Raw genomic sequence first — 21,007 nt, 5'->3', positions numbered from 1 at the left:
GCATGAGTGATTTTCATTTTGATATTGATGCAATCGCTTCAAACGAGATTTTAAAAACAGATAAGACCAGTTCGATTATCAGCCAGACCAACTCGAATCAACTGGAGAGTCTGCAGTTTTGGTCCTCTCTCTCCCCAGAGCAGCAGATTGCCATTGAAGCCCGCGTCCCCCAGCTGGTCGATCGTTTTCTGGAAGATCAGAATCAACTATTGGATTTCGGAAAAGAGGCTGTCGAATCAATCAATATGACGGTCAATCATCTGTTAAAAGAGCAGAGGAAATTGACCATTCCAGAGGTAGATGACTTATTCTTACAGGTCAATCGTGAAGTGAATGGCTTTGTGACAAAGTACAAAGATGTTTCAGCGGTAGAGTTGGAAAAGAAGCCGAATTTCTTTAGCCGTCTCTTCGACAGGGGGAAAAATTCTCTCCAAGAGCTGCACATCAGCTCTCAGTCCATTGAAAGTCGCATGGACAGCTTGGCGGCGACTGTCGTAAAGCAGGAGGATCTTTTGGCACGTAATATCGTATCTGCTGAACGCTTGATTGAAGAAAATACTAAGTCGATTGAAAATCTGGTGGGAGTGATTTGTTTTATCGAGGCTTCCCAGAAAGAAGCCAGCCAACGCGCTAAAGGCTTACAAGAAGAACTCAGTCAGTTGGATAGTCAGTCAGCAAACTATCACATGGTACAGGAGCAGTTGGGACGGATGACGGAGGTTGTCAATACATTGGAGCAACAGCGGACAGAGTATATCAGCCGTCTATATGTCGCTTGGACAACCACTCCTCAGATGAGGAACCTCGTCAAGGTTTCTTCAGATAGTCGTCAGCGTTTGGGCATGTTGAGAAGAAATACGCTCCCTACGATGAAGTTGACCCTAGCCCAGTTGGGAATGATGCAACAATCGTTAAAAGCAGGACAGGTGACAGATGCCATTATCAATGCCAATAATGCAGCCTTGGCCATGTTAGCAGAAACCAGTAAGGAAGTGATTCCCGACTTAGAGCGTGTAGCTCAAAGACCGAGTATGTCTGTTGAAGCAGTGACCAGTCTAGCGCAAAGTCTCGTAGAGCAAAATAATGGTATTGTTGCAGCGATTGAAGAGGGTAGAAGAAAGCGGCAAGAGCTGGAGGCTGCTATTGTACGCTCAGCAGAAGTCATTAATGATTCCATTAAATTACGGGATGAAAAAATCGTTCAGGCCTTGCTTGACCAAGGACAAAAAGCACAGAAGGAAGTAGAAGCATCTTCCGTGCAATAAGGAATAAGGGGCAAACGTTGCTCCTTTTAGACTGTAAAAAATCAAATATTCTTTCCAAAAAAATAGACAAAATAATCAACTATTTCTAAAAAATTAAAAATAATTTCTATTTGACTTATAAAGCAGAGCCTTATTACAAGGTTGAGAAAATCTGACTAGGTGTTTTCCGTCTTCTCATAGATGTTCTTCGTGGTTTATTAAATAGAAGCCCTTTTGCTTCTTCTCCGTGCTTCTGAAATGCTAATTTGGAGGAGTTTTGATATAATAGCATAAGAATGACGAGGTGAGAGAGATGAAGAAAATCTTGATTGTAGATGATGAAAAGCCGATTTCGGATATTATTAAATTCAATATGACACGAGAGGGGTATGAGGTGGTGACCGCCTTTGACGGTCGGGAAGCCTTGGCGATGTTTGAAGCTGAATTTCCAGATATTGTCATTCTAGACTTGATGTTACCAGAGATTGACGGTTTGGAAGTAGCTCGAACCATTCGTAAGACCAGTAATGTACCGATTCTGATGCTGTCTGCAAAAGACAGTGAGTTTGACAAGGTGATTGGTCTTGAGATTGGAGCAGATGATTATGTGACCAAGCCTTTTTCAAATCGGGAATTGCAGGCTCGGGTCAAGGCATTGTTACGTCGTAGTGAATTGGCTGAGACCCAAGTTGAGGTCGAAACGACCGGTACACCTGAGTTGACGATTCGAGATTTGGTTATCATTCCAGACGCTTTTGTGGCTAAAAAGCATGGTAAGGAGTTGGAGTTGACCCACCGTGAATTTGAGTTGCTCCACCATTTGGCTAAGCATTTGGGACAGGTCATGACACGGGAGCATTTACTTGAAACGGTCTGGGGTTATGACTATTTTGGAGATGTACGGACGGTTGATGTGACTGTTCGTCGCCTGCGTGAGAAGATTGAAGATACACCTAGCCGTCCAGAATACATCTTGACACGGCGTGGCGTTGGGTATTATATAAAGGGAAATGATTAATCAATTACGCTATTTAATAACGACCCCTGAGTTTTGGTTTGTGGTCATCTTAATTGGTTTTGTTATTGCATTGACAGTTTTACTGATCGAAAATCATCGAGATAATCAGCAAATCAAGGAACTCAATCAGAAGGTCAAACGATTGATTGAATTGGACTACTCAGATGTTCTTGACATGCGAGGGAGCCCTGAGATTACAGAAATGGCAAATTCGCTCAATGATTTGTCGGAAGTGATCAGGCTGACCCATGATCATTTGGAGCAGGAAAAGACGCGTCTATCCTCCATTCTTGCTTATATGAGTGACGGTGTGATGGCTGCAGACCGCAGGGGGCGGGTCATCATGGTCAATGACACGGCGCAAAAGCAGTTGGGTCTTTCTTCTAAAACGACAGAACAGCGTGATTTGCTAGAGATTTTAGGGATTCATGAGGACTATAGTTTTCGGGATTTGCTAGCGCAGACGCCTGAAATTGTTATCGAGCATGGTAATGAAAATGGGGAATTTCTGACCTTACGTGCTAATTTTGCGACCATTCGCAGTGAAAGTGGTCTCATTTCGGGACTTGTTGTCGTCTTGCATGATATGACTGAGCAGGCGAAAGAGGAACGGGAAAGACGCCTGTTTGTTTCAAATGTTAGTCACGAGTTGCGAACTCCCTTGACATCGGTCAAATCTTATCTGGAAGCTCTTGATGATGGAGCTCTGACTGAGTCAGTTGCCCCTAGCTTTGTGAAGGTGTCGCTTGATGAGACCAACCGGATGATGCGGATGATTTCTGACCTCTTGAGCCTATCACGGATTGATAATCAAGTTAGTTCAGCTGATGTAGAATTGATCAATTTTACCGCCTTTGTGACCTTTATCTTAAACCGTTTTGAGCAGATGAAGAGCCAGCAGGAAGCAGGTAAGGAATATACCCTTGTCCGTGATTATCAGATTACACCGATTTGGATTGAGATTGATACAGATAAGATGACCCAGGTCATGGACAATATTTTAAATAATGCGATCAAGTATTCGCCAGATGGTGGTAAGATTACGTTTAGTATGAAGACGACAGATAGCCAGTTAATTGTCTCGATTTCTGATGAAGGATTGGGGATTCCAAAGGCTGACCTGCCAAGGATTTTTGATCGTTTTTATCGGGTGGATAAGGCGCGTTCACGGGCGCAAGGGGGCACAGGACTAGGGCTTGCCATCGCTAAGGAAATTGTCAAGCAACACCAGGGCTTTATCTGGGCTAAGAGTGAGTATGGACATGGTTCAACCTTCACCATTGTTCTGCCATATAGTAAAGATATGACGGCCGATGAGTGGGAGGAAGCAGAAGAGGAAGAATAGGAGTGTATGGGAGAAACAGGATTTCGGTATAGTATTTTAGCCTCTGGTTCTAGTGGAAATTCTTTCTATTTGGAAACAGAGAAAAAAAAGATTTTAGTAGATGCTGGCTTATCTGGGAAGAAGATAGCCAGCTTATTAGGAGAAATTGACCGTAGACCAGAGGATTTAGATGCCATTTTGGTCACGCATGAGCATAGCGATCATATTCATGGAATCGGTGTTTTAGCTCGGAAGTATGGCATGGATATTTACGCTAACGAGGCGACCTGGCAGGCTATGGAGGGGAAGTTAGGGACGATTGCTCTAGAGCAAAAACACCTATTTGAATTAGGGGTGACCAAGACTTTTGGCGATTTGGATATTGAAAGTTTTGGTGTTAGTCACGATGCAGCCTGTCCGCAATTTTACCGTTTTATGAAAGATGATAAGAGTTTTGTCATGTTGACAGATACGGGCTATGTCAGCGATCGGTTAGCAGGGATTGTGGAAAATGCAGATGGTTATCTGATTGAATCCAACCATGATGTGGAAATTCTGCGGTCAGGTTCCTATTCATGGAATCTCAAGCAGCGAATCTTGTCCGACAAGGGCCACCTGTGTAATGAAGATGGGGCAGATGCCATGATTCGTACCCTCGGCAATCGAACCAAAAAGATCTACTTGGGCCACCTCAGTAAGGAAAATAATATTAAGGAGTTGGCTCATATGACCATGGTCAATCAGCTAGCCCAAGCAGATTTGGGGGTTGGTGTTGATTTTCAGATTTATGATACATCACCCGACACCGCAACACCCCTAACCACAATCTAGAGAGAGAAAGAGGAGCAAGCATGTATGAATGCTTGCTTCTTTTTCCTAGACAAAACGCCAAAGCCCTCAGTAGCTCTATTTCCCATCCCGGAGGTACAACATGGAAATAGGAGTTTGTCCTGCAAATTCTCATCCACTTCTTTGTCATGTTTCCTAATTTTCGTTCGCTTTTTTCACGCCCTTTGTATCTTGATTTAATTGAACACGGGCTAAAAGCTCGGAAAATAGATAATCTTTCCTAGAATCGATGATTCTTCGTCAAGATTCCTAATTTTCATTCGCTTTTGTTACGCCCTTTGTATCTTGATTTAATTGAACACGCCCTAAACTCTGTGTGAAAAAGATAAATCTTCCTAGCTCCAAAGGTATGGTATACCTTTGGAGGTGGGGAATAGGAATTTGCAAAGCAAATTCTTACGAAACTCTTCGTCGTATTTCCTATTTTCACTTTGAGTTCTTAACAGGCTTAGTATCTTGATATAATTGAACTCGAGCTAAGCACTGTGCGAAAAAGATAAATCCTCCTAGCTCCAAAGGTATGGTATACCTTTGGAGGTGGGGAATAGGAATTTGCAAAGCAAATTCTTACGAAACTCTTCGTCGTATTTCCTATTTTCACTTTGTGCTTTTAACGCTCTCGTATCTTCATTTAACTGAGTTCGGACTAAAAATGCTAGAAAGAAGATGAATCGTATCAATTACCGGAGTAATCTTCTCCGATTCCCTATTTTTCTTTCCATTTTCTTCACGTCCTCACATCTTAATTGAACACGGGCTAAAAGCTCGGAAAATAGATAATCTTTCCTAGAATCGATGATTCTTCGTCAAGATTCCTAATTTTCATTCGCTTTTGTTACGCCCTTTGTATCTTGATTTAATTGAACACGGGCTAAAAGCTCGGAAAATAGATAATCTTTCCTAGAATCGATGATTCTTCGTCAAGATTCCTAATTTTCATTCGCTTTTTTCACACCCTTTGTATCTTGATTTAATTGAACACGGGCTAAAAGCTCGGAAAATAGATAATCTTTCCTAGAATCGATGATTCTTCGTCAAGATTCCTAATTTTCATTCGCTTTTTTCGCGCCCTTTGTATCTTGTATATTCTCGAAAAAATCGTGGAGAGCTGTCAGTCCAAACAGAAAAAATGGGTTCAGTATGGTATAATAGAGAAGAATTTTCTAGAATGAGGTTTTGAAAGTGGCGAAAAAAGCACCTTCCCGAAAGGGACGCGAGGATGCCTTTATTCCTCGACGTTTAAATATTTTATTTGCGATTGTCATTGTCCTGTTTTCGATTTTGATATCGCGTTTAGCTTATATGCAGATTGTCAACAAGGATTTTTATACAGATAAATTAGCCAAAGCCAGTCAAAAAGTGATTACCAATAGTTCTGTTCGTGGACAGATTTACGATGCAAAGGGTGTCCCTTTGGTGGAGAACCAAGTGGAGCAGGTAGCTACCTTTACACGTTCCAATAATATGACAGCGCGCCAGATGAAAGAAATTGCTGCTAAACTTTTGCAGTGGGTGAGCCTGACAGATATAGATGTGACACCACGTGAGCGTGCTGATTATTATTTGGCTAATCCAGAAATTTATGCGGAAGTTGTGAAAACATTGCCCGAGGAACAGCGCTTGGATACCGATGGCAATAGTTTAGATGAGGCAGTTATATACAATAATGCGGTTGCCAGTTTGACAGAAGAGCAAACAGCCTATTCTGAAGAAGAATTAAAGGTTGTAGAACTCTATTCACAAATGAATGCTGCAGCCTATTTTGAAACGGTTAATCTAGTGACAGATCCCTTGACGGCTGAGCAGATTGCGATGATTGCAGCAAACGAAGCTGAGTTACCTGGGATTTCTACGGCAAGTAGCTGGAAGCGGGTTGTCGTTCCGACTTCTCTAGCTTCTATTATCGGGACTGTAACCACACAACAGGCAGGTTTACCAGAAGAAGATGCCAAGGAATATTTGGCTAAAGGCTATTCGCTTAATGATCGTGTAGGAACAGCCTATCTAGAAAAGCAGTATGAGGAAGTCTTGCAAGGTCAACGAGAGAAGAAAGAAATCAATCTTGATCGCAATGGAAATGTCGAAAGTATCACGACTATCCAAGAAGGTAGCAAGGGGAATAATGTTAAATTAACGATTGACCTAGCCTTTCAAGACGGCGTGAATGCCATTTTGAAGCGTTATTTCGATAGTGAATTGGCGACAGGGAGTGCCCGTTATTCTGAAGGTGTCTATGCCGTAGTGATTGAGCCTCAGACAGGAGCTGTCCTTGCCATGGCAGGCTATAGCCATGATATAAAGACCAATGAGGTTAAGGAAAATGCCTTAGGAACGGTTACGAATACTTTTGTTCCAGGATCAATTGTCAAGGGTGCGACTCTAACAGCAGGTTGGGAGAACGGTGTGATTTCAGGAAATCAAGTATTGCTAGATCAGCCGATTCAATTTGCAGGCTCTGCTCCAATCAATTCTTGGTTTACTGTATTTGGTAATCGCAGCATTGATGCAGTCGAAGCCCTGCAATATTCATCGAATACCTATATGGTTCAGATTGCCCTTAATATGGTTGGACAGCCCTATGTTCCTGGAATGATTTTGGATGTGAATGAGTCTCTTGAGTCCTCTATGGAAAAGTTACGGGGAACTTTTGGTGAATATGGTTTGGGGGTTGCAACGGGAATTGATCTACCGCTTGAATCAACTGGATTTATTCCGAAAGAGTATTCGATTTCAAATTATCTGACCAATTCTTTCGGACAGTTTGACAATTACACACCGATGCAAATGGCTCAATACGTAGCGACAGTCGCAAATGGTGGAAGACGTGTTAGTCCGCATTTAGCTGAAGGGATCTATGCTAATAATGCAGAAGGGGGATTAGGAGAGGTCATCGAATCTATCACTGGTAAGGCCTTAAATCAAGTCAATATCTCAGAAGAAGAGATGGCTCTTATCCAGCAAGGTTTTTATATGGTGGTCAATGGTAGCAGTGGTTTTACAACAGGGAGAGCCATTGCAGAAGGTGCCAGTGTGCCAATCAGTGCCAAGACTGGTACAGCCGAAACCTTTGTGACAACAGACACAGGTCAAGTCATGGCAGCAGTAAACACCAACATTGTGTCTTATGCACCAAGTGTCAATCCCAAGATTGCAGTAGCGGTTATCTTGCCGAATTTGACTGATCTTGATTCATCTACAAGCAAGCGCATCACGACAGAAATTATCAACCTCTATCAATCGCTTCACCCGATGAATTAGAAAATGAATCCTTTTAAGGATTGTCGCTTCATGAGGGGAAATCTCCGTCCTAAGACCGATGTTTCTCTATCTCCCTTTTGCTATACTATAGACAATCCTAAAATTTTTCATAATCTCCGAAAATAATCAGCCCTTGGGGCTGGTTATTTTTTGTCAAAAATTACTTGACAGATGATTAGATTTAAGATAAACTATAATATTCCACAGGTTTCAATCAATTAACGAAGTAACTTAGTGAAGATTGTTTGACAACATGCTAAGATTGTATGCATAAACCTCGTTACACTGCTGATGGGATACTGTCAGCGGATAAGTAATCTTCCTACAAGCGATTGTAGAAAGTTGTGAAGTGAGAGAAGAGCAAGAGTGCGTATAATGTGGATAGTATAGGTTAGTAGGCTATGGTCAAACGGTGGTAGCGAGAATAGACGCTCCAGTGGAGAATAAGCCATTGAGTTCAAGTTTGGCGACTTGCGATAAGATGGTAATGCCAAAATAAGCTATTTTGCACCTTGAGGAATGAAAAGTTCCTTGCTTACACTAAAGACCAGTACAAGTAGCTCAAACGTGCAGAGGAAGAAGAGTCATCTATATTTCTGAATGTCGAGTGAACGTTGGAGGTAACCAACCCTACCTAGCTCTCGAAATGCCAAAGAAGTCTTGAGGTCGCTCCTCTTGGCTCAGACTTTGGTTAGCTATCAGCTAATCACTAAGCCTATATTTGAAGCAGAGCGAAGGCTCACTTCGTTAATTGCTTGAAACCTGTGGATACATCAGTCGAAAGGCTGGTGTTTTCTTTATGAATGAGTATCGGTATTCTATTTTAAAACGAAAGTATTAGGAGGCTATAAAAAAGCATGGTCTAATCAATATAGTTGTGAAGTTTTAAAATAGGCTGTACTCTAAGTTGATATTTGCCAAATAAGTAGCGAACGAAGTGAGTCTTTAAAAGATATTTCCCGTCGTAGTGGTATCCTAGATAATAATCAAATGATTGTCTAGGACGGAATTTTTGAGACTTTGGACTTAAAAATGAGAGAGGAAACTTTGCAGGGGGCTTGTGTCTGCACTATTTAAGGGACAATCAAAAGAGACTAAATAGAGACTAAATGACTATACCAGAAGATTCCAAAGAAGCGGTAAAAAAAGAGACCACTTTCTTTTTTTTTATGATATACTAGTACAGATAAAGTATCCAGGATCCTGTACACTATTTTGTAGAAAAGGATAGGAGATGAGGGTTCTATAAGAGGATAGCAATATAGAATTAGTGATAAAAAAGCCCTTAAAATCAGTATTGATAGAATTTTACAGAAAGATAGAAAAGAGAATTGTTATATCCTACACCTATTGCGAAATTGATTGAGAGTTATTCTAAACTCCCTGGAATTGGGATTAAAACGGCGACCCGTCTGGCATTTTATACGATCGGTATGGAAGAAGATGTGGTCAATGAATTTGCGAAAAATCTCCTAGCAGCAAAGCGTGATTTGACGTATTGTCAGCTTTGTGGCAATCTTGCTGAAGATGATACTTGTGCGATTTGTCAGGATCAGACACGTGATTTGTCGACCATTTTGATAGTAGAAGATAGCAGAGATGTTTCAGCTATGGAAAATATTCAGGAATATCACGGTCTCTATCATGTTCTTCATGGTCTTATTTCGCCCATGAATGGGATTGGGCCAGACGATATTAACCTTAAAAGTTTACTGACACGTTTAATGGACAACGAAGTGACCGAGGTGATCATTGCGACCAATGCGACAGCAGATGGGGAAGCTACCTCCATGTATATATCACGGGTTTTAAAACCTGCAGGTATCAAGGTGACACGTTTAGCGCGGGGGCTAGCAGTTGGCTCTGATATTGAATATGCAGATGAGGTAACCCTCCTTCGAGCCATTGAAAACCGGACTGAGCTCTAGGCTTGGGAAATGAGCATAGTCAAGAAAAATTAGTATAGAAAGTTAGGGAAAATCTATGTCAAAAGAAACCATTATTCTCTTATACGGTGGGCGTTCTGCTGAGCGGGAAGTATCGGTCTTATCTGCTGAAAGTATTATGCGGGCCATTAACTATGAGAAATTTTTGGTGAAGACCTACTTCATTACCCAAAATGGAGATTTTATTAAAACCCAGGAATTTGATTGTAGACCGTCTGTTGATGAGAGATTGATGACCAATAGCACCATTGTTTCTAGCCAGGGTATTCGCCCGAGTGACATTTATGAGGAAAATGCCGTAGTCTTTCCAGTTCTCCATGGGCCAATGGGTGAGGACGGCTCTATCCAAGGTTTCCTAGAAATTTTACGCCTGCCCTATGTAGGAACGAATATTCTTGCCTCTAGTGTAGCCATGGATAAGATTACGACTAAGCAAGTACTAGCTTCAGTAGGCATTCCTCAAGTGGCATTTGAAACGGTGATTGAGGGAGAAGATGTGGAGGAAAAAATCCAGGCTGTAGAAGCTCATTTGACCTATCCTGTCTTTGTTAAGCCAGCCAATATGGGATCTAGTGTCGGGATTTCAAAGGCAGAAAATCAAGCGGAGCTGCGTTCTGCTATTGGGCTAGCCTTTCGCTATGACAGCCGTCTCTTGGTCGAGCAGGGAGTTGATGCCCGTGAAATTGAGGTTGGACTATTAGGTAATGCGGAGATTCAGACGACCTTACCTGGTGAAGTCATTAAGGATGTGGCATTTTATGATTATGACGCCAAATATATCGACAATAAGATTAGCATGGCGATTCCAGCTGACCTTCCAGCTACCGTGGTCGAGCAGCTACGCTCCTATGCAGCTGCAGCCTTTCGTGCTATCGGTGGTTGTGGCTTGTCGCGTTGTGATTTTTTCCTGACAGAAAGAGGGGAGATTTTCCTCAATGAGCTAAACACCATGCCAGGCTTTACCCAGTGGTCCATGTACCCCCTCTTGTGGGACAATATGGGGCTTGCCTATCCTGATTTGATTGAGAAGTTGGTAGTCCTAGCGAGGGAAGTTTTTGATAAGCGTGAGCAACATTTGATTTAAAGAGAGGCAAAAGGAGTGAGGGAAGTGGATGTTTCCTCCTCTTTTTATATGGTATAGGTTGAGCTAGAAATTGCTTCTTTCCTTACTGAAAAGTCGCAACTAAGGAAATATAGTCAATTCACTTTAAAACCAGCACGATAATTATGATATGCCTGTTTATGCTACATACTCAAGGGCAGTTTTTCTAATTCTATAACATAGTTTTTAAAAGTGAAATAACTATAATACTCTTTAACAATCAAAAGGATCCTTGGTCAACTTGCCTTGGTGAACGCTCGTTCTCCCTTCGGCTTCGATTATAAGGAAATGAGCGGTGTTCCTCTCATTTCCAACTTTTCACAATTCTTCATTGTGAAAGCTAGTCTACTTTTGATTTTTATTGAGTATAAGGGAGAAACTTCGGAGGCGCTTGCTTCCGTCCGCACTAGTGAGAGGAAAGAGCAAAAAGCATTACATATAGACTAAAAGACGCTAACAGCTCCCTTCGTTCACTATTTTTGTATCCGTGGATTTGCAAACATAAAAACGAAAGCACTCTATTTTTCAGTCAGTAGGAAGCAGAATGGCCTATCCTTCTGCTTGAGATTCTGCCGTCATCGCCGGAAATATGCTATAATGAAGATAGGGAATTAGAATGCGATAGGCTAGAGTGAGCAGTGGCAGTATACACTCTGGGAGAATAAGATTCTAATACTCTTTAACAATCAAAAGGATCCTTGGTCAACTGGCCTTGGTGAACGCTCGTTCTCCCTTCGGCTTCGATTATAAGGAAATGAGCGGTGCTACTCTCATTTCCAACCTTTCACAACTCTTCATTGTGAAAGCTAGTCTACTTTTGATTTTTATTGAGTAATAAGAGGTTTTACAGAGTGCTACTATAGCAGGGATAAGAGCTTGCGTAATCAGTTGATGGTCAAGCAAAAGAAAGTTGATACCAGAATGAGTGGAAGGATATCCACAGCAGATAAGAATATGTTTGGAGAAAATGATGAAATTGACAGTATATGAAGTAGCTCAGGTGGTTGGAGCAAAAAATGATGTGAAGGCTTACGAAAATCAGCTACTAGAAAAGATTGAGTTTGATAGCCGTTTGATAGCTATGGGCGATCTTTTTATCCCACTAAAGGGAGCTAGGGATGGGCATGATTTTATCCCTGTGGCTTTTGAAAACGGCTGTGTGGTTACCTTGTCTGAAAAAGAAACAGCCTATCCCCATATCTTAGTAGAGGATTGCCTACTTGCCTTTCAGACCTTAGCGACCTATTATTTGGAGAAGATGCAGGTTGAGGTCATTGCTGTAACAGGATCAAACGGGAAAACAACAACCAAGGATATGATTCATGATGTCTTAGCTACCACCTTTTCCACCTACAAGACTCAAGGAAATTACAATAATGAAATTGGGTTACCCTATACCATACTTCATATGCCAGATAAGACAGAAAAACTGGTACTGGAAATGGGGCAGGATCACTTAGGAGATATTCATCTTCTGTCAGAAATCGCAAAACCAAGTCTTGCAGTCATTACCTTATTTGGGGAAGCCCATTTGGCATTTTTTGATTCTCGGGAACAAATTGCACAAGGAAAACTCCAGATAGCAGATGGTATGCCAGACGGTGCCACCTTGTTACTTCCCCATGACCCGGTTGCAAGGGCTTATCTGCCCAGTCAGAAGCAATTGGTGAGCTTTGGTGAGGGAGGAGAGTTACAGGTGACGAGCTTAGTCGAAAGCAAGGACAGCTTGACTTTTCGGGTTAATTTCATGGAGGGGGACTTTTTCCTACCGGTTACTGGCAAGTATAATGCGACCAATGCCATGTTAGCAATCTATGTCGGCAGCTGCCTGGGGGTTTCAGAGGTAGCGATTAGAGAAGCACTTGCAGGTTTAGTGCTGACCCGTAATCGAACTGAGTGGAAAAAGGCAGGAAATGGAGCAGATATTTTAAGCGATGTCTACAATGCTAATCCGACCGCTATGCGTCTGATTTTAGAAACCTTTTCAACTATTCCATCAAATGAAAAGGGTAAGAAATTGGCTGTTTTGGCAGATATGAAAGAATTGGGAGACCAGTCTATTGAGCTACATAAAGAAATGATTACCAGTCTTTCGCCTGATTGTTTAGATATGCTCTTTTTCTACGGACAAGACATAGAAGAACTAGCCCAGTTGGCTGCACAGCAGTTTCCGATTGATAAAGTCTATTTCTTTAGAAAAAACGAAGCTGAAGATCAATTCGATGAGCTTGTTGCGTCTATCACAGCTAGTCTCGAGCCGGACGATCAGATTTTACTCAAGGGAAGTAATTCCATGAATCTTGACCGGCTTGTTGCGATGCTGATTGCTACTTCTTAAGAAACAGTATAAGGGAAAATAAGGATGAAGGAATTTTTTAGTAATGAGCCTAGTTTTCCACCAGAACTAGACTTTTTGGGGCATATGTTATTCCTGCTTAGTTTAATCTTGGTAGTAAGTGGAGCTATCAAATTTCATGAAAATAGAAAGTGGCAGTTGGCTTTTAAGGTGATTCAGGTAGTTCAGTTACTTTTACTCTATGGTTGGTATCTAATCATTAGGGCCCCTGTTTCTGAATCGTTGCCACTCTACCATTGCCGTATGGCAATGATTGTCTTATTGGTCGTATCAGACGATTCACCTTACAAGGAGTATTTTTCATTCATAGGTGTCTTTGGTTCTATATGTGCCTTGATATATCCTATTTTTGATCCCTTTTCTTGGTTTCACATAACGATTTTTTCTTTCATTATCGGACATTTGGCTCTTTTAGGCAACGCCCTAAACTATCTTTTCCAGCAATATTCCTATCAGTTAAATCTAGGAAGGATTGCTAGGATGACCTTTGGCGTCAATACCTTTATCTTATTAGTTGATGTGATAACAGGTGGGGATTATGGTTTTTTAAGAAAGTTGCCCTTGATAGGAGATTGTGGTCTGGTTTGGAATTACTTGATAGAATCGATTCTCTTTATTTTCATTCTGACTATTTTTTTAAAGCTTTTTCAGGCGATACAGATTTTTCGTCAGCAGAAAAAGACTCATTATGAAAGGAGCTAGAAGCTCTTTTTTGTCTGTTGAAAAGAGCGTATTAGAGAAGTACAGAAGTTCCAATATTTTATGGGAGAGCTAGTATGCAGTAGTGGCTTCACTCCTATTGGAAAATTTGAAAAATCCAACTCTTTTCGTTATAATATTAGGGATACAAAAGGAAAGAGATGGAGTGCTTGCTCTGCTCTTTTAAAGAGTAAAGAAAAGTGAAAAAGGAATCAATATGACATTACAAGATGAAATAAAAAAACGCCGAACCTTTGCTATTATTTCCCACCCGGATGCGGGGAAAACGACGATTACAGAGCAGTTGCTCTACTTTGGTGGGGAGATTCGTGAGGCCGGTACGGTCAAGGGGAAAAAGACAGGTAATTTTGCTAAGTCTGACTGGATGGACATTGAAAAGCAACGGGGAATTTCGGTGACATCTTCTGTTATGCAGTTTGATTATGAGGGGAAGCGTGTTAATATCCTAGATACCCCGGGGCATGAGGATTTTTCAGAAGATACCTATCGCACCCTGATGGCGGTTGACGCTGCAGTTATGGTCATCGATTCAGCTAAGGGGATTGAGGCACAGACAAAAAAATTATTTGAAGTAGTCAAACATCGCAAGATTCCAGTCTTTACTTTTATTAACAAATTAGACCGTGATGGTCGTGAACCACTTGACCTCTTGGAAGAGTTGGAAGCAGTCCTTGGGATTGCTAGTTTTCCTATGAATTGGCCAATCGGTATGGGGAAATCGTTTGAAGGCTTGTATGACCTGCATAACAAGCGTTTAGAGCTTTACCGTAGCAAAGAGCGGTTCGCAAGTTTTGATGAGGGAGAGGCATTGTTTGGAAATAATCCTTTTTATGCTCAAGTGCTAGAAGATATTGAACTGCTAAGTGAGGCTGGAAATGAATTTTCGGAAGAAGCGATTCTAGGAGGGAAGTTAACCCCTGTCTTCTTCGGTTCTGCCCTAACGAATTTTGGGGTGCAGACCTTTCTTGAGACCTTCTTGCAATTTGCGCCAGAGCCACACGGACATTTGAAAAGGGATGGGGAGATGATTGATCCATTCTCTAAAGATTTCTCAGGATTTGTCTTTAAAATTCAAGCCAACATGGATCCCCGTCATCGGGATCGTATCGCCTTTGTTCGTATCGTCTCAGGAGAATTTGAACGCGGTATGGACGTCAATTTGACGCGGACAGGTAAGAAAGCGAAACTGTCCAATGTTACCCAGTTCATGGCAGAAAGTCGCGAGAATGTTGAAAATGCGGTGGCAGGAGATATTATAGGGGTCTATGATACAGGAACCTATCAAGTTGGTGATACCTTGACTGTCGGCAAGAACAAATTTGAGTTTGAACCCCTACCAACCTTTACACCCGAACTCTTTATGAAAGTTTCTGCTAAGAATGTTATGAAACAAAAATCGTTCCATAAGGGGATTGAACAGTTGGTGCAGGAGGGGGCTATTCAGCTCTATACCAATTATCAGACAGGGGAGTACATGCTAGGAGCAGTGGGGCAACTCCAATTTGAAGTCTTTAAGCATCGCATGGAACAGGAGTACAATGCAGAAGTGGTCATGACACCGATGGGGAAAAAGACAGTACGTTGGATTTCCCAAGACCAGCTAGATGAGCGGATGTCCTCTAGCCGTAACATCTTGGCTAAAGATCGTTTTGACCACCCTGTCTTTCTCTTTGAAAATGACTTTGCCCTCCGTTGGTTTGCGGACAAGTATCCAGATGTCCGACTGGAGGAAAAGATGTAAGAAAGGAGTATCAGAATGGGACTATTATCAGGTTTAATTGGAAATGCAGCTCAGGCAGATACGGTAAAAATAGAAGCCCAGCTAGAGGCAGTCTTATTGCCGATTGAGCAAGTGATGTCAGCCTTTCGTTTGGTACGTGATCTGATTGTTTTTACAGATAAGCGTCTGATTGTTAGTAGACAGGCAGGGATTAACAGGAAAGAAAACCTCTTATAAATCAATTCCTTACCGCTCTATCTCCCGTTTTGAGCTTGAAACATCTGGGCATGTTGAGTTAGATGCAGAGCTAAAAATTTGGATTTCATCGAGCATAGAACCTACAGAAATCTTGCAATTCAAGAGCGACAAAAGCGTGATTGCCATTCAGCAAGCTCTAGCAGCAGTATTAAAATAAAAAATAAGAGGCTCATTAGGACAAGAAAGACCTCTTATCATTCTTTCGTCTACTAATACCCAATAAAAATCAAAAGGTTGGAAATGAGAGTAGCACCGCTAATTTCCTTATACATAGAAGCCGAAGGTAGAACGAGCGTTCACTAAGGCAAGTTGACGAAGTATCCTTTTGATTTTTAAAGAAGATAAAAAGGGTCTATTTCCTGTTTGAATAGGAGATAGACCCTTTCATTGTATTGTCCCAATGTTAGAATGGAATTGAGACTATCTTGTTAATTGGTAGCTTTAAAGGGATACTTTTCTCCTCCGATAAAGGTTACTGTATCTCCCTTGTGTGTATAGAGCATTATATCGCCCTCTTTGACACTTAGTGGCATGGAAGCAAAGTCAGGAGCAGGGTTGACCGTAGTGACTTGGATAGAGTGTGTCAGTGGGTTGACCTTTCCTTCAAAGTAAACGGCAGAAAAGCGACCGGTTGCTACATCGTAGCGAGCTTTGCTGTTTTTTGCCAGTTCTCTAGCGATCATATCATCGAATTGTTTTTCAAGTGTCTCAGATTTCGGGAAATCAGCCTTAATCTTAGTCTCATAGTCCTCTCCAAATGTTTCTTTCAGTAAGGTTTCTTTATCGACCCCGTATTCTGCTGCTTGTTGTGCTATATTTGCGAGGATTTCATTGTATACGTCTTCATTGATTTTATCAAAGGCAGTTAGCAGAGATTGTTTATTGATCGTAGAGTAGAGGACGAATACTGCTGTATTATCGTCTTTGACCTCAAGGGTCATACCTGTTTCGCCAAAGAATTCCTCTGGTTTGATGTATGGTTCTTCGGAACTATTTCCAGGTTCCTGAAGAATATCCTGTATTATTTCAGTAGCCATGTTTGGACTTTTCCATTTTCCTTCAATGCGACCGTTTTGATAAAAGATGAAGCCAGCAACAGCAGCTACTAAAAAGAGGCTTCCGATGATTCCGAAAACGATTTTTAAGACACGCTTCCGCTTTTTCTTATTGGTGTCCACCATTGCTACAAGAGGGTCTAATTGTTGATTTTCCATAAAAAAACTCCTTTTAATTTGTACCTAAATAGTATACTATACCCCTTTCTTTCTGTCAATGGAACGTTGACAGGTATTTGATTCAAGTTTGGACTTTTTGCTATTCAAAGAACACAGCTACCATTTGCTTTGATAAAGGATCCTTTTATCTGCCTAATCGAAGGCTTGTATGTTTTTTACTCTTTAAAAATCTCTTCAAACTTCGTCAGCGTTGCCTTGCCGTACGCTACGAGGATCACTTGCTTTTGCAAGTTCTATTTCCCGCCTACTATCGTTCCCAGGTCTGTATCAGTAGCTTCCTAGTTTGCTTTTTGATGTTTACTGAGTATGAAAAGTCATCAGTAAACTGCCTTCCTTAATAAGCACTTACGAATGGATTGATGAAAAAATAATGAATTTTACTATCTTTTGCTCTTTCTTTGTGATATACTGGATAGGTTGCATGCAACAAAATTGTTGATATGGGAAATAAGCTCCACTTCTTGCACCAGAGTGATGTCTAAAAAACCTGTCCTGCTTAGACGGTTTTTATTTTTTAGACGAGGGCCGAGATCCCATTGGTGGTGTTGGGTTTTCCCAACTTAGAAAGAAGCATATGAAATTTAATGAATTACAGTTATCTGCTGACTTGCTAGCAGAAATCGAAACAGCAGGCTTTGTAGAGGCAAGCCCAATTCAAGAAAAGACCATTCCACTTGCCCTTGATGGTAAGGATGTAATCGGTCAAGCTCAGACGGGAACAGGAAAGACAGCAGCATTTGGTTTGCCTACTCTTGAAAAAATCCGCACAGCTGAAATGACCATTCAAGCCTTAGTCATTGCCCCGACACGGGAATTGGCAGTTCAAAGTCAAGAAGAGCTTTTTCGCTTTGGTCGTAGCAAGGGTGTCAAAGTGCGCTCTGTTTACGGAGGTTCAAGCATTGAAAAGCAAATCAAGGCGCTTAAGTCTGGAGCACATATTGTAGTTGGAACACCTGGCCGTCTCCTTGATTTGATCAAGCGCAAGGCTTTAAATCTTGCCCATGTGGAAACTCTTATCCTTGATGAAGCGGACGAAATGCTGAATATGGGCTTTTTGGAAGATATTGAGTCTATCATCTCTCGTGTTCCAAGTGAGCGCCAAACCCTCCTTTTTTCAGCGACTATGCCAGCGCCGATTAAACGGATTGGTGTCCAATTCATGAAAAATCCTGAGCATATACAGATTGAGGCCAAGGAATTAACAACTGAATTAGTGGATCAATACTATATCCGTGTTAAGGAGCAGGAAAAATTTGACACCATGACCCGTCTCATGGATGTAGAGCAGCCAGAATTATCCATTGTCTTTGGACGGACCAAGCGTCGTGTAGACGAGTTAACCCGTGGTCTAAAAATCCGTGGTTTCCGTGCAGAGGGCATTCATGGTGACTTGGATCAGAGCAAGCGCCTTCGCGTACTACGTGATTTCAAGACAGGGGGGCTTGATGTCTTAGTGGCAACAGATGTTGCAGCTCGTGGTTTGGATATTTCAGGGGTCACCCATGTCTATAATTACGATATCCCGCAAGATCCTGAGAGTTATGTCCATCGCATTGGTCGGACAGGTCGTGCAGGAAAGTCTGGTCAATCCATTACTTTTGTTTCTCCAAATGAAATGGGTTACCTCAAAATTATCGAGGATTTGACTAAGAAACGCATGACAGGCATGAAGCCTGCGACAGCAGAAGAAGCCTTCCAAGCTAAGAAAAGAGTTGCTCTTAAGAAAATTGAACGTGATTTTGCAGATGATGCTATCCGGAAGAACTTTGCTAAGTTTGGTAAGGATGCCCTCAAACTTGCTAGTGAATTTTCACCAGAAGAACTGGCAATGTATATCTTGAGCTTGACTGTACAAGATCCGGAATCCATGCCAGAGGTTGAGATTGCGCGTGAAAAACCCCTACCGTTCAAATATATCCCAGGGGATAAAGGCGGAGGTCGTAGTAAGTCTGGCAAAGGTGGCAGGGGAGCCAATAACCGTCGCAGAGATGATCGCCGTGGGGGTCGTAGGGATTATAAGGAAAAAGGTCGTTTTAATGATCGAGACCACTTTGGAAAAGATAATAAAAAACCACGTAAACGGATCTCCAGTGAGAAAAAGGCAGGATTTGTCATTCGCAATAAGGGAGATAAGTAGAAAATTCTAGGAGAGGTGTTCATCATCTCTCCTTTCTTTTTTAAATCTATTTCGAATTTTTTCTAAACATTTCTTGACATTATGAATAAAAGGAGTATAATTCTATTTAGAAATATTTCTAAATATTAGTTAGAAGGAGATCATATGGGCTTATCAGAAACCTTGAAGGCAATTTCAGCACCGATTCGTAGGCAGATTTTGGAATATTTGAAGTCGGGTCCCAAGTCTGCAGGTCAGATTGTGGACTTATTTCACTTGAGTGGTGCTACCGTGTCGCATCACTTGTCTGTCTTGAAGAAGTCAGGTCTTATTGTAGAAGAAAAACAGAAGAATTTTATTTACTATCGGCTCAATTACACCGTATTTGAAGAAGTGCTGGTCTGGATTGCCAGCTTTGGAGGAGAAACAGATGAAAAAAATTGATTGGAAAATGCTTGTCCTAACAAGCAGTATCTTTTTGATACCGCTCGTTCTTATCCTTATCTATTATGGACAATTACCTGAAGTTGTACAAACTCATTTTGCTCTAGATAACCAAGCAAATGGAACTAGTAGTAAGTGGGTGTCGCTGATCCTCACCCCTATGCTGGTAGTGATGTTTCATGTTTTTTTATGTATTGTACTGGATAGTACAAAAAATGGTCAACTTCCTGTTGTAAAGGTAGTCAAATGGATCCTGCCTATCCTTACCACCCTTATAATGGTGATGACCCTGGTATATAATGTAGGGCATCAGCTAGATATTCGGCGCTTGATGATCGCTTTTGTAGCAGGAACTTATCTGGTTACAGGTAACTACATGCCAAAAGACGTAGCAGGTATGACCTCTCCTCAGACCTTACTTACTCGGAAACGAGCGGGCTATCTACTGATAGCAGGGGCAGGTGTCTTACTTCTCAGTCTTTTCTTTGAACCGATCGTGTCTGTAGTTGTTTTATTCAGCTTTACCACTCTAGTCATTGTTTTGAGCATCTCTATCTGGGCAAAACATCACAAAGTGAGCAATCGCTAAGGATAAACTTCACCATAAGCGCCTAAATCTACAGACTATCTATGTTTCATCTCGTCAATATGTAAAATCTAAAAAACTTATTGATCTTGGGACGTCCCCCTTATATAATAAGAAAGTCTTTCACGATTGATGGGGAATTGATTGATGAAAGAATGCTAATGAAAAATAGGGAGAAAATCAGATGGTTCTCAGTATTGTTTTAGTCGTATTTTTGATACGGCTATGGTTTTTAAAGATTTCCATTCAACACGAGCGGATGATGTTGAAAGATGGTGGAAGAGAATATGGAGCTAAAAATACTAGCTATTTAACCATTTTGCATATCTTGTTTTATCTGCTTAGTGTAGTAGAAGCCTTCAGTAAGCATACTTCTATAGATGTTGTTGGAGGTATTGGAGTAGTATTGCTCGTATTTTCCATGGGCATGTTATACCTCGTGCAGTCTATTTTGGGAGAACTATGGACAGTGAAGTTGATGATTGCTAGAAATCATACCTATAATGACCATATCCTTTTTCGTCTTGTTAAACACCCTAACTATTATCTGAATATTCTTCCAGAATTAGTCGGTATGACCCTCCTGTGCCATTCCTGGCTGACAGCCCTGTGTCTTGCCCCTTTTTATAGTCTGGTTTTGTGGCGTCGGATTAAAGAGGAAGATGAGCTGTTGGAGAAGGTCATTTTACCAAATAGCTAATGGATAAGAAATCTTGGGGAATAAGGAAGAGCCAAGTCCATAAAGCACGCCAAACGCATGAAACTGAAATAGTTTCAGAAAAGGTATGTAAGCGATCTTATCATAGCGCCCAGTGCCTAAAAAGTGGTATC

At 41.4% G+C, this 21,007-nt stretch carries 15 protein-coding genes and 1 pseudogene; 15 read left to right on the top strand and 1 reads right to left on the bottom strand.

The annotated features are described in order from the left end of the window. Nucleotides 1-2 precede the first annotated feature (2 nt). The 11 genes and pseudogenes from ACVPON_RS04275 (at nucleotide 3) to ACVPON_RS04225 (ending at nucleotide 15,952) form a co-directional block, all read left to right on the top strand. Complete coding sequence (locus ACVPON_RS04275; protein WP_462876507.1) at nucleotides 3-1,265, top strand: toxic anion resistance protein; 1,263 nt, start codon at nucleotides 3-5, stop codon at nucleotides 1,263-1,265. Between the two features lie 292 nt (nucleotides 1,266-1,557). After that, nucleotides 1,558-2,262: a response regulator YycF gene (gene yycF, locus ACVPON_RS04270; RefSeq protein WP_462876505.1), complete on the top strand. Its 705-nt coding sequence runs from the start codon at nucleotides 1,558-1,560 to the stop codon at nucleotides 2,260-2,262. Further along, nucleotides 2,255-3,607, top strand: coding sequence for a cell wall metabolism sensor histidine kinase VicK (gene vicK, locus ACVPON_RS04265; protein WP_462876503.1), 1,353 nt, complete (start codon nucleotides 2,255-2,257; stop codon nucleotides 3,605-3,607). Before yycF ends, vicK begins: the two co-directional genes overlap by 8 nt. 6 nt (nucleotides 3,608-3,613) lie before the next feature. Next, on the top strand, nucleotides 3,614-4,417 hold the full coding sequence (locus tag ACVPON_RS04260; RefSeq protein WP_462876501.1) for an MBL fold metallo-hydrolase: 804 nt from the start codon (nucleotides 3,614-3,616) through the stop codon (nucleotides 4,415-4,417). 1,200 nt (nucleotides 4,418-5,617) lie between these two features. After that, nucleotides 5,618-7,693 carry a penicillin-binding protein PBP2B gene (gene pbp2b, locus ACVPON_RS04255; protein ID WP_462876499.1) on the top strand — a complete coding sequence of 692 codons (2,076 nt, stop codon included), beginning with the start codon at nucleotides 5,618-5,620 and terminating at the stop codon, nucleotides 7,691-7,693. A 1,331-nt stretch (nucleotides 7,694-9,024) separates the two neighbouring features. Further along, complete coding sequence (recR, locus tag ACVPON_RS04250) at nucleotides 9,025-9,621, top strand: recombination mediator RecR (protein WP_462876497.1); 597 nt, start codon at nucleotides 9,025-9,027, stop codon at nucleotides 9,619-9,621. A gap of 55 nt (nucleotides 9,622-9,676) precedes the next feature. Then, nucleotides 9,677-10,723, top strand: coding sequence for a D-alanine--D-alanine ligase (locus ACVPON_RS04245; RefSeq protein WP_462876495.1), 1,047 nt, complete (start codon nucleotides 9,677-9,679; stop codon nucleotides 10,721-10,723). 988 nt (nucleotides 10,724-11,711) lie between these two features. Beyond that, nucleotides 11,712-13,079, top strand: coding sequence for a UDP-N-acetylmuramoyl-tripeptide--D-alanyl-D-alanine ligase (locus ACVPON_RS04240; protein ID WP_462876494.1), 1,368 nt, complete (start codon nucleotides 11,712-11,714; stop codon nucleotides 13,077-13,079). Nucleotides 13,080-13,103: 24 nt separating this feature from the next. Then, a complete protein-coding gene (locus ACVPON_RS04235; protein ID WP_462876492.1) occupies nucleotides 13,104-13,799 on the top strand; it encodes a YwaF family protein in 696 nt (231 codons plus the stop codon). Between the two features lie 214 nt (nucleotides 13,800-14,013). Beyond that, nucleotides 14,014-15,558: a peptide chain release factor 3 gene (locus ACVPON_RS04230; protein ID WP_462876490.1), complete on the top strand. Its 1,545-nt coding sequence runs from the start codon at nucleotides 14,014-14,016 to the stop codon at nucleotides 15,556-15,558. Between the two features lie 15 nt (nucleotides 15,559-15,573). Beyond that, nucleotides 15,574-15,952: pseudogene (locus ACVPON_RS04225) on the top strand (PH domain-containing protein). A gap of 271 nt (nucleotides 15,953-16,223) precedes the next feature. On the opposite strand, the gene ACVPON_RS04220 reads toward ACVPON_RS04225, so the two are convergent. Continuing rightward, on the bottom strand, nucleotides 16,224-17,009 hold the full coding sequence (locus tag ACVPON_RS04220) for a hypothetical protein (protein WP_462876488.1): 786 nt from the start codon (nucleotides 17,007-17,009) through the stop codon (nucleotides 16,224-16,226). A 595-nt stretch (nucleotides 17,010-17,604) separates the two neighbouring features. Here ACVPON_RS04220 and ACVPON_RS04215 point away from each other — a divergent pair. The 4 genes from ACVPON_RS04215 (at nucleotide 17,605) to ACVPON_RS04200 (ending at nucleotide 20,876) form a co-directional block, all read left to right on the top strand. Continuing rightward, the gene (locus ACVPON_RS04215; RefSeq protein ID WP_462876486.1) at nucleotides 17,605-19,167 is read left to right on the top strand and encodes a DEAD/DEAH box helicase; all 1,563 of its coding nucleotides are present in this window, start codon (nucleotides 17,605-17,607) and stop codon (nucleotides 19,165-19,167) included. A 144-nt stretch (nucleotides 19,168-19,311) separates the two neighbouring features. After that, complete coding sequence (locus ACVPON_RS04210; RefSeq protein WP_462876484.1) at nucleotides 19,312-19,590, top strand: autorepressor SdpR family transcription factor; 279 nt, start codon at nucleotides 19,312-19,314, stop codon at nucleotides 19,588-19,590. Continuing rightward, on the top strand, nucleotides 19,577-20,179 hold the full coding sequence (locus ACVPON_RS04205) for a DUF1648 domain-containing protein (protein ID WP_462876482.1): 603 nt from the start codon (nucleotides 19,577-19,579) through the stop codon (nucleotides 20,177-20,179). Before ACVPON_RS04210 ends, ACVPON_RS04205 begins: the two co-directional genes overlap by 14 nt. Nucleotides 20,180-20,360: 181 nt before the next feature. Further along, a complete protein-coding gene (locus tag ACVPON_RS04200; RefSeq protein ID WP_462876479.1) occupies nucleotides 20,361-20,876 on the top strand; it encodes an isoprenylcysteine carboxyl methyltransferase family protein in 516 nt (171 codons plus the stop codon). The last annotated feature ends 131 nt before the right edge of the window (nucleotides 20,877-21,007 follow it).

The sequence above is a fragment of the Streptococcus sp. 1F3 genome, assembly GCF_054968985.1.
The sequence above is the reverse complement of the archived record's forward strand: the minus strand, read 5'-3'. Positions and strand labels throughout refer to the sequence as shown.

Coding starts and splice junctions, on each gene's coding strand:
- ACVPON_RS04200 (WP_462876479.1), top strand. CDS start 20,361: ATGGTTCTCAGTATTGTTTTAGTCGTATTTTTGATACGGCTATGGTTT.
- ACVPON_RS04260 (WP_462876501.1), top strand. CDS start 3,614: ATGGGAGAAACAGGATTTCGGTATAGTATTTTAGCCTCTGGTTCTAGT.
- ACVPON_RS04275 (WP_462876507.1), top strand. CDS start 3: ATGAGTGATTTTCATTTTGATATTGATGCAATCGCTTCAAACGAGATT.
- ACVPON_RS04235 (WP_462876492.1), top strand. CDS start 13,104: ATGAAGGAATTTTTTAGTAATGAGCCTAGTTTTCCACCAGAACTAGAC.
- vicK (WP_462876503.1), top strand. CDS start 2,255: ATGATTAATCAATTACGCTATTTAATAACGACCCCTGAGTTTTGGTTT.
- ACVPON_RS04220 (WP_462876488.1), bottom strand. CDS start 17,009: ATGGAAAATCAACAATTAGACCCTCTTGTAGCAATGGTGGACACCAAT.
- ACVPON_RS04240 (WP_462876494.1), top strand. CDS start 11,712: ATGAAATTGACAGTATATGAAGTAGCTCAGGTGGTTGGAGCAAAAAAT.
- yycF (WP_462876505.1), top strand. CDS start 1,558: ATGAAGAAAATCTTGATTGTAGATGATGAAAAGCCGATTTCGGATATT.
- ACVPON_RS04205 (WP_462876482.1), top strand. CDS start 19,577: ATGAAAAAAATTGATTGGAAAATGCTTGTCCTAACAAGCAGTATCTTT.
- ACVPON_RS04245 (WP_462876495.1), top strand. CDS start 9,677: ATGTCAAAAGAAACCATTATTCTCTTATACGGTGGGCGTTCTGCTGAG.
- ACVPON_RS04215 (WP_462876486.1), top strand. CDS start 17,605: ATGAAATTTAATGAATTACAGTTATCTGCTGACTTGCTAGCAGAAATC.
- ACVPON_RS04210 (WP_462876484.1), top strand. CDS start 19,312: ATGGGCTTATCAGAAACCTTGAAGGCAATTTCAGCACCGATTCGTAGG.
- ACVPON_RS04230 (WP_462876490.1), top strand. CDS start 14,014: ATGACATTACAAGATGAAATAAAAAAACGCCGAACCTTTGCTATTATT.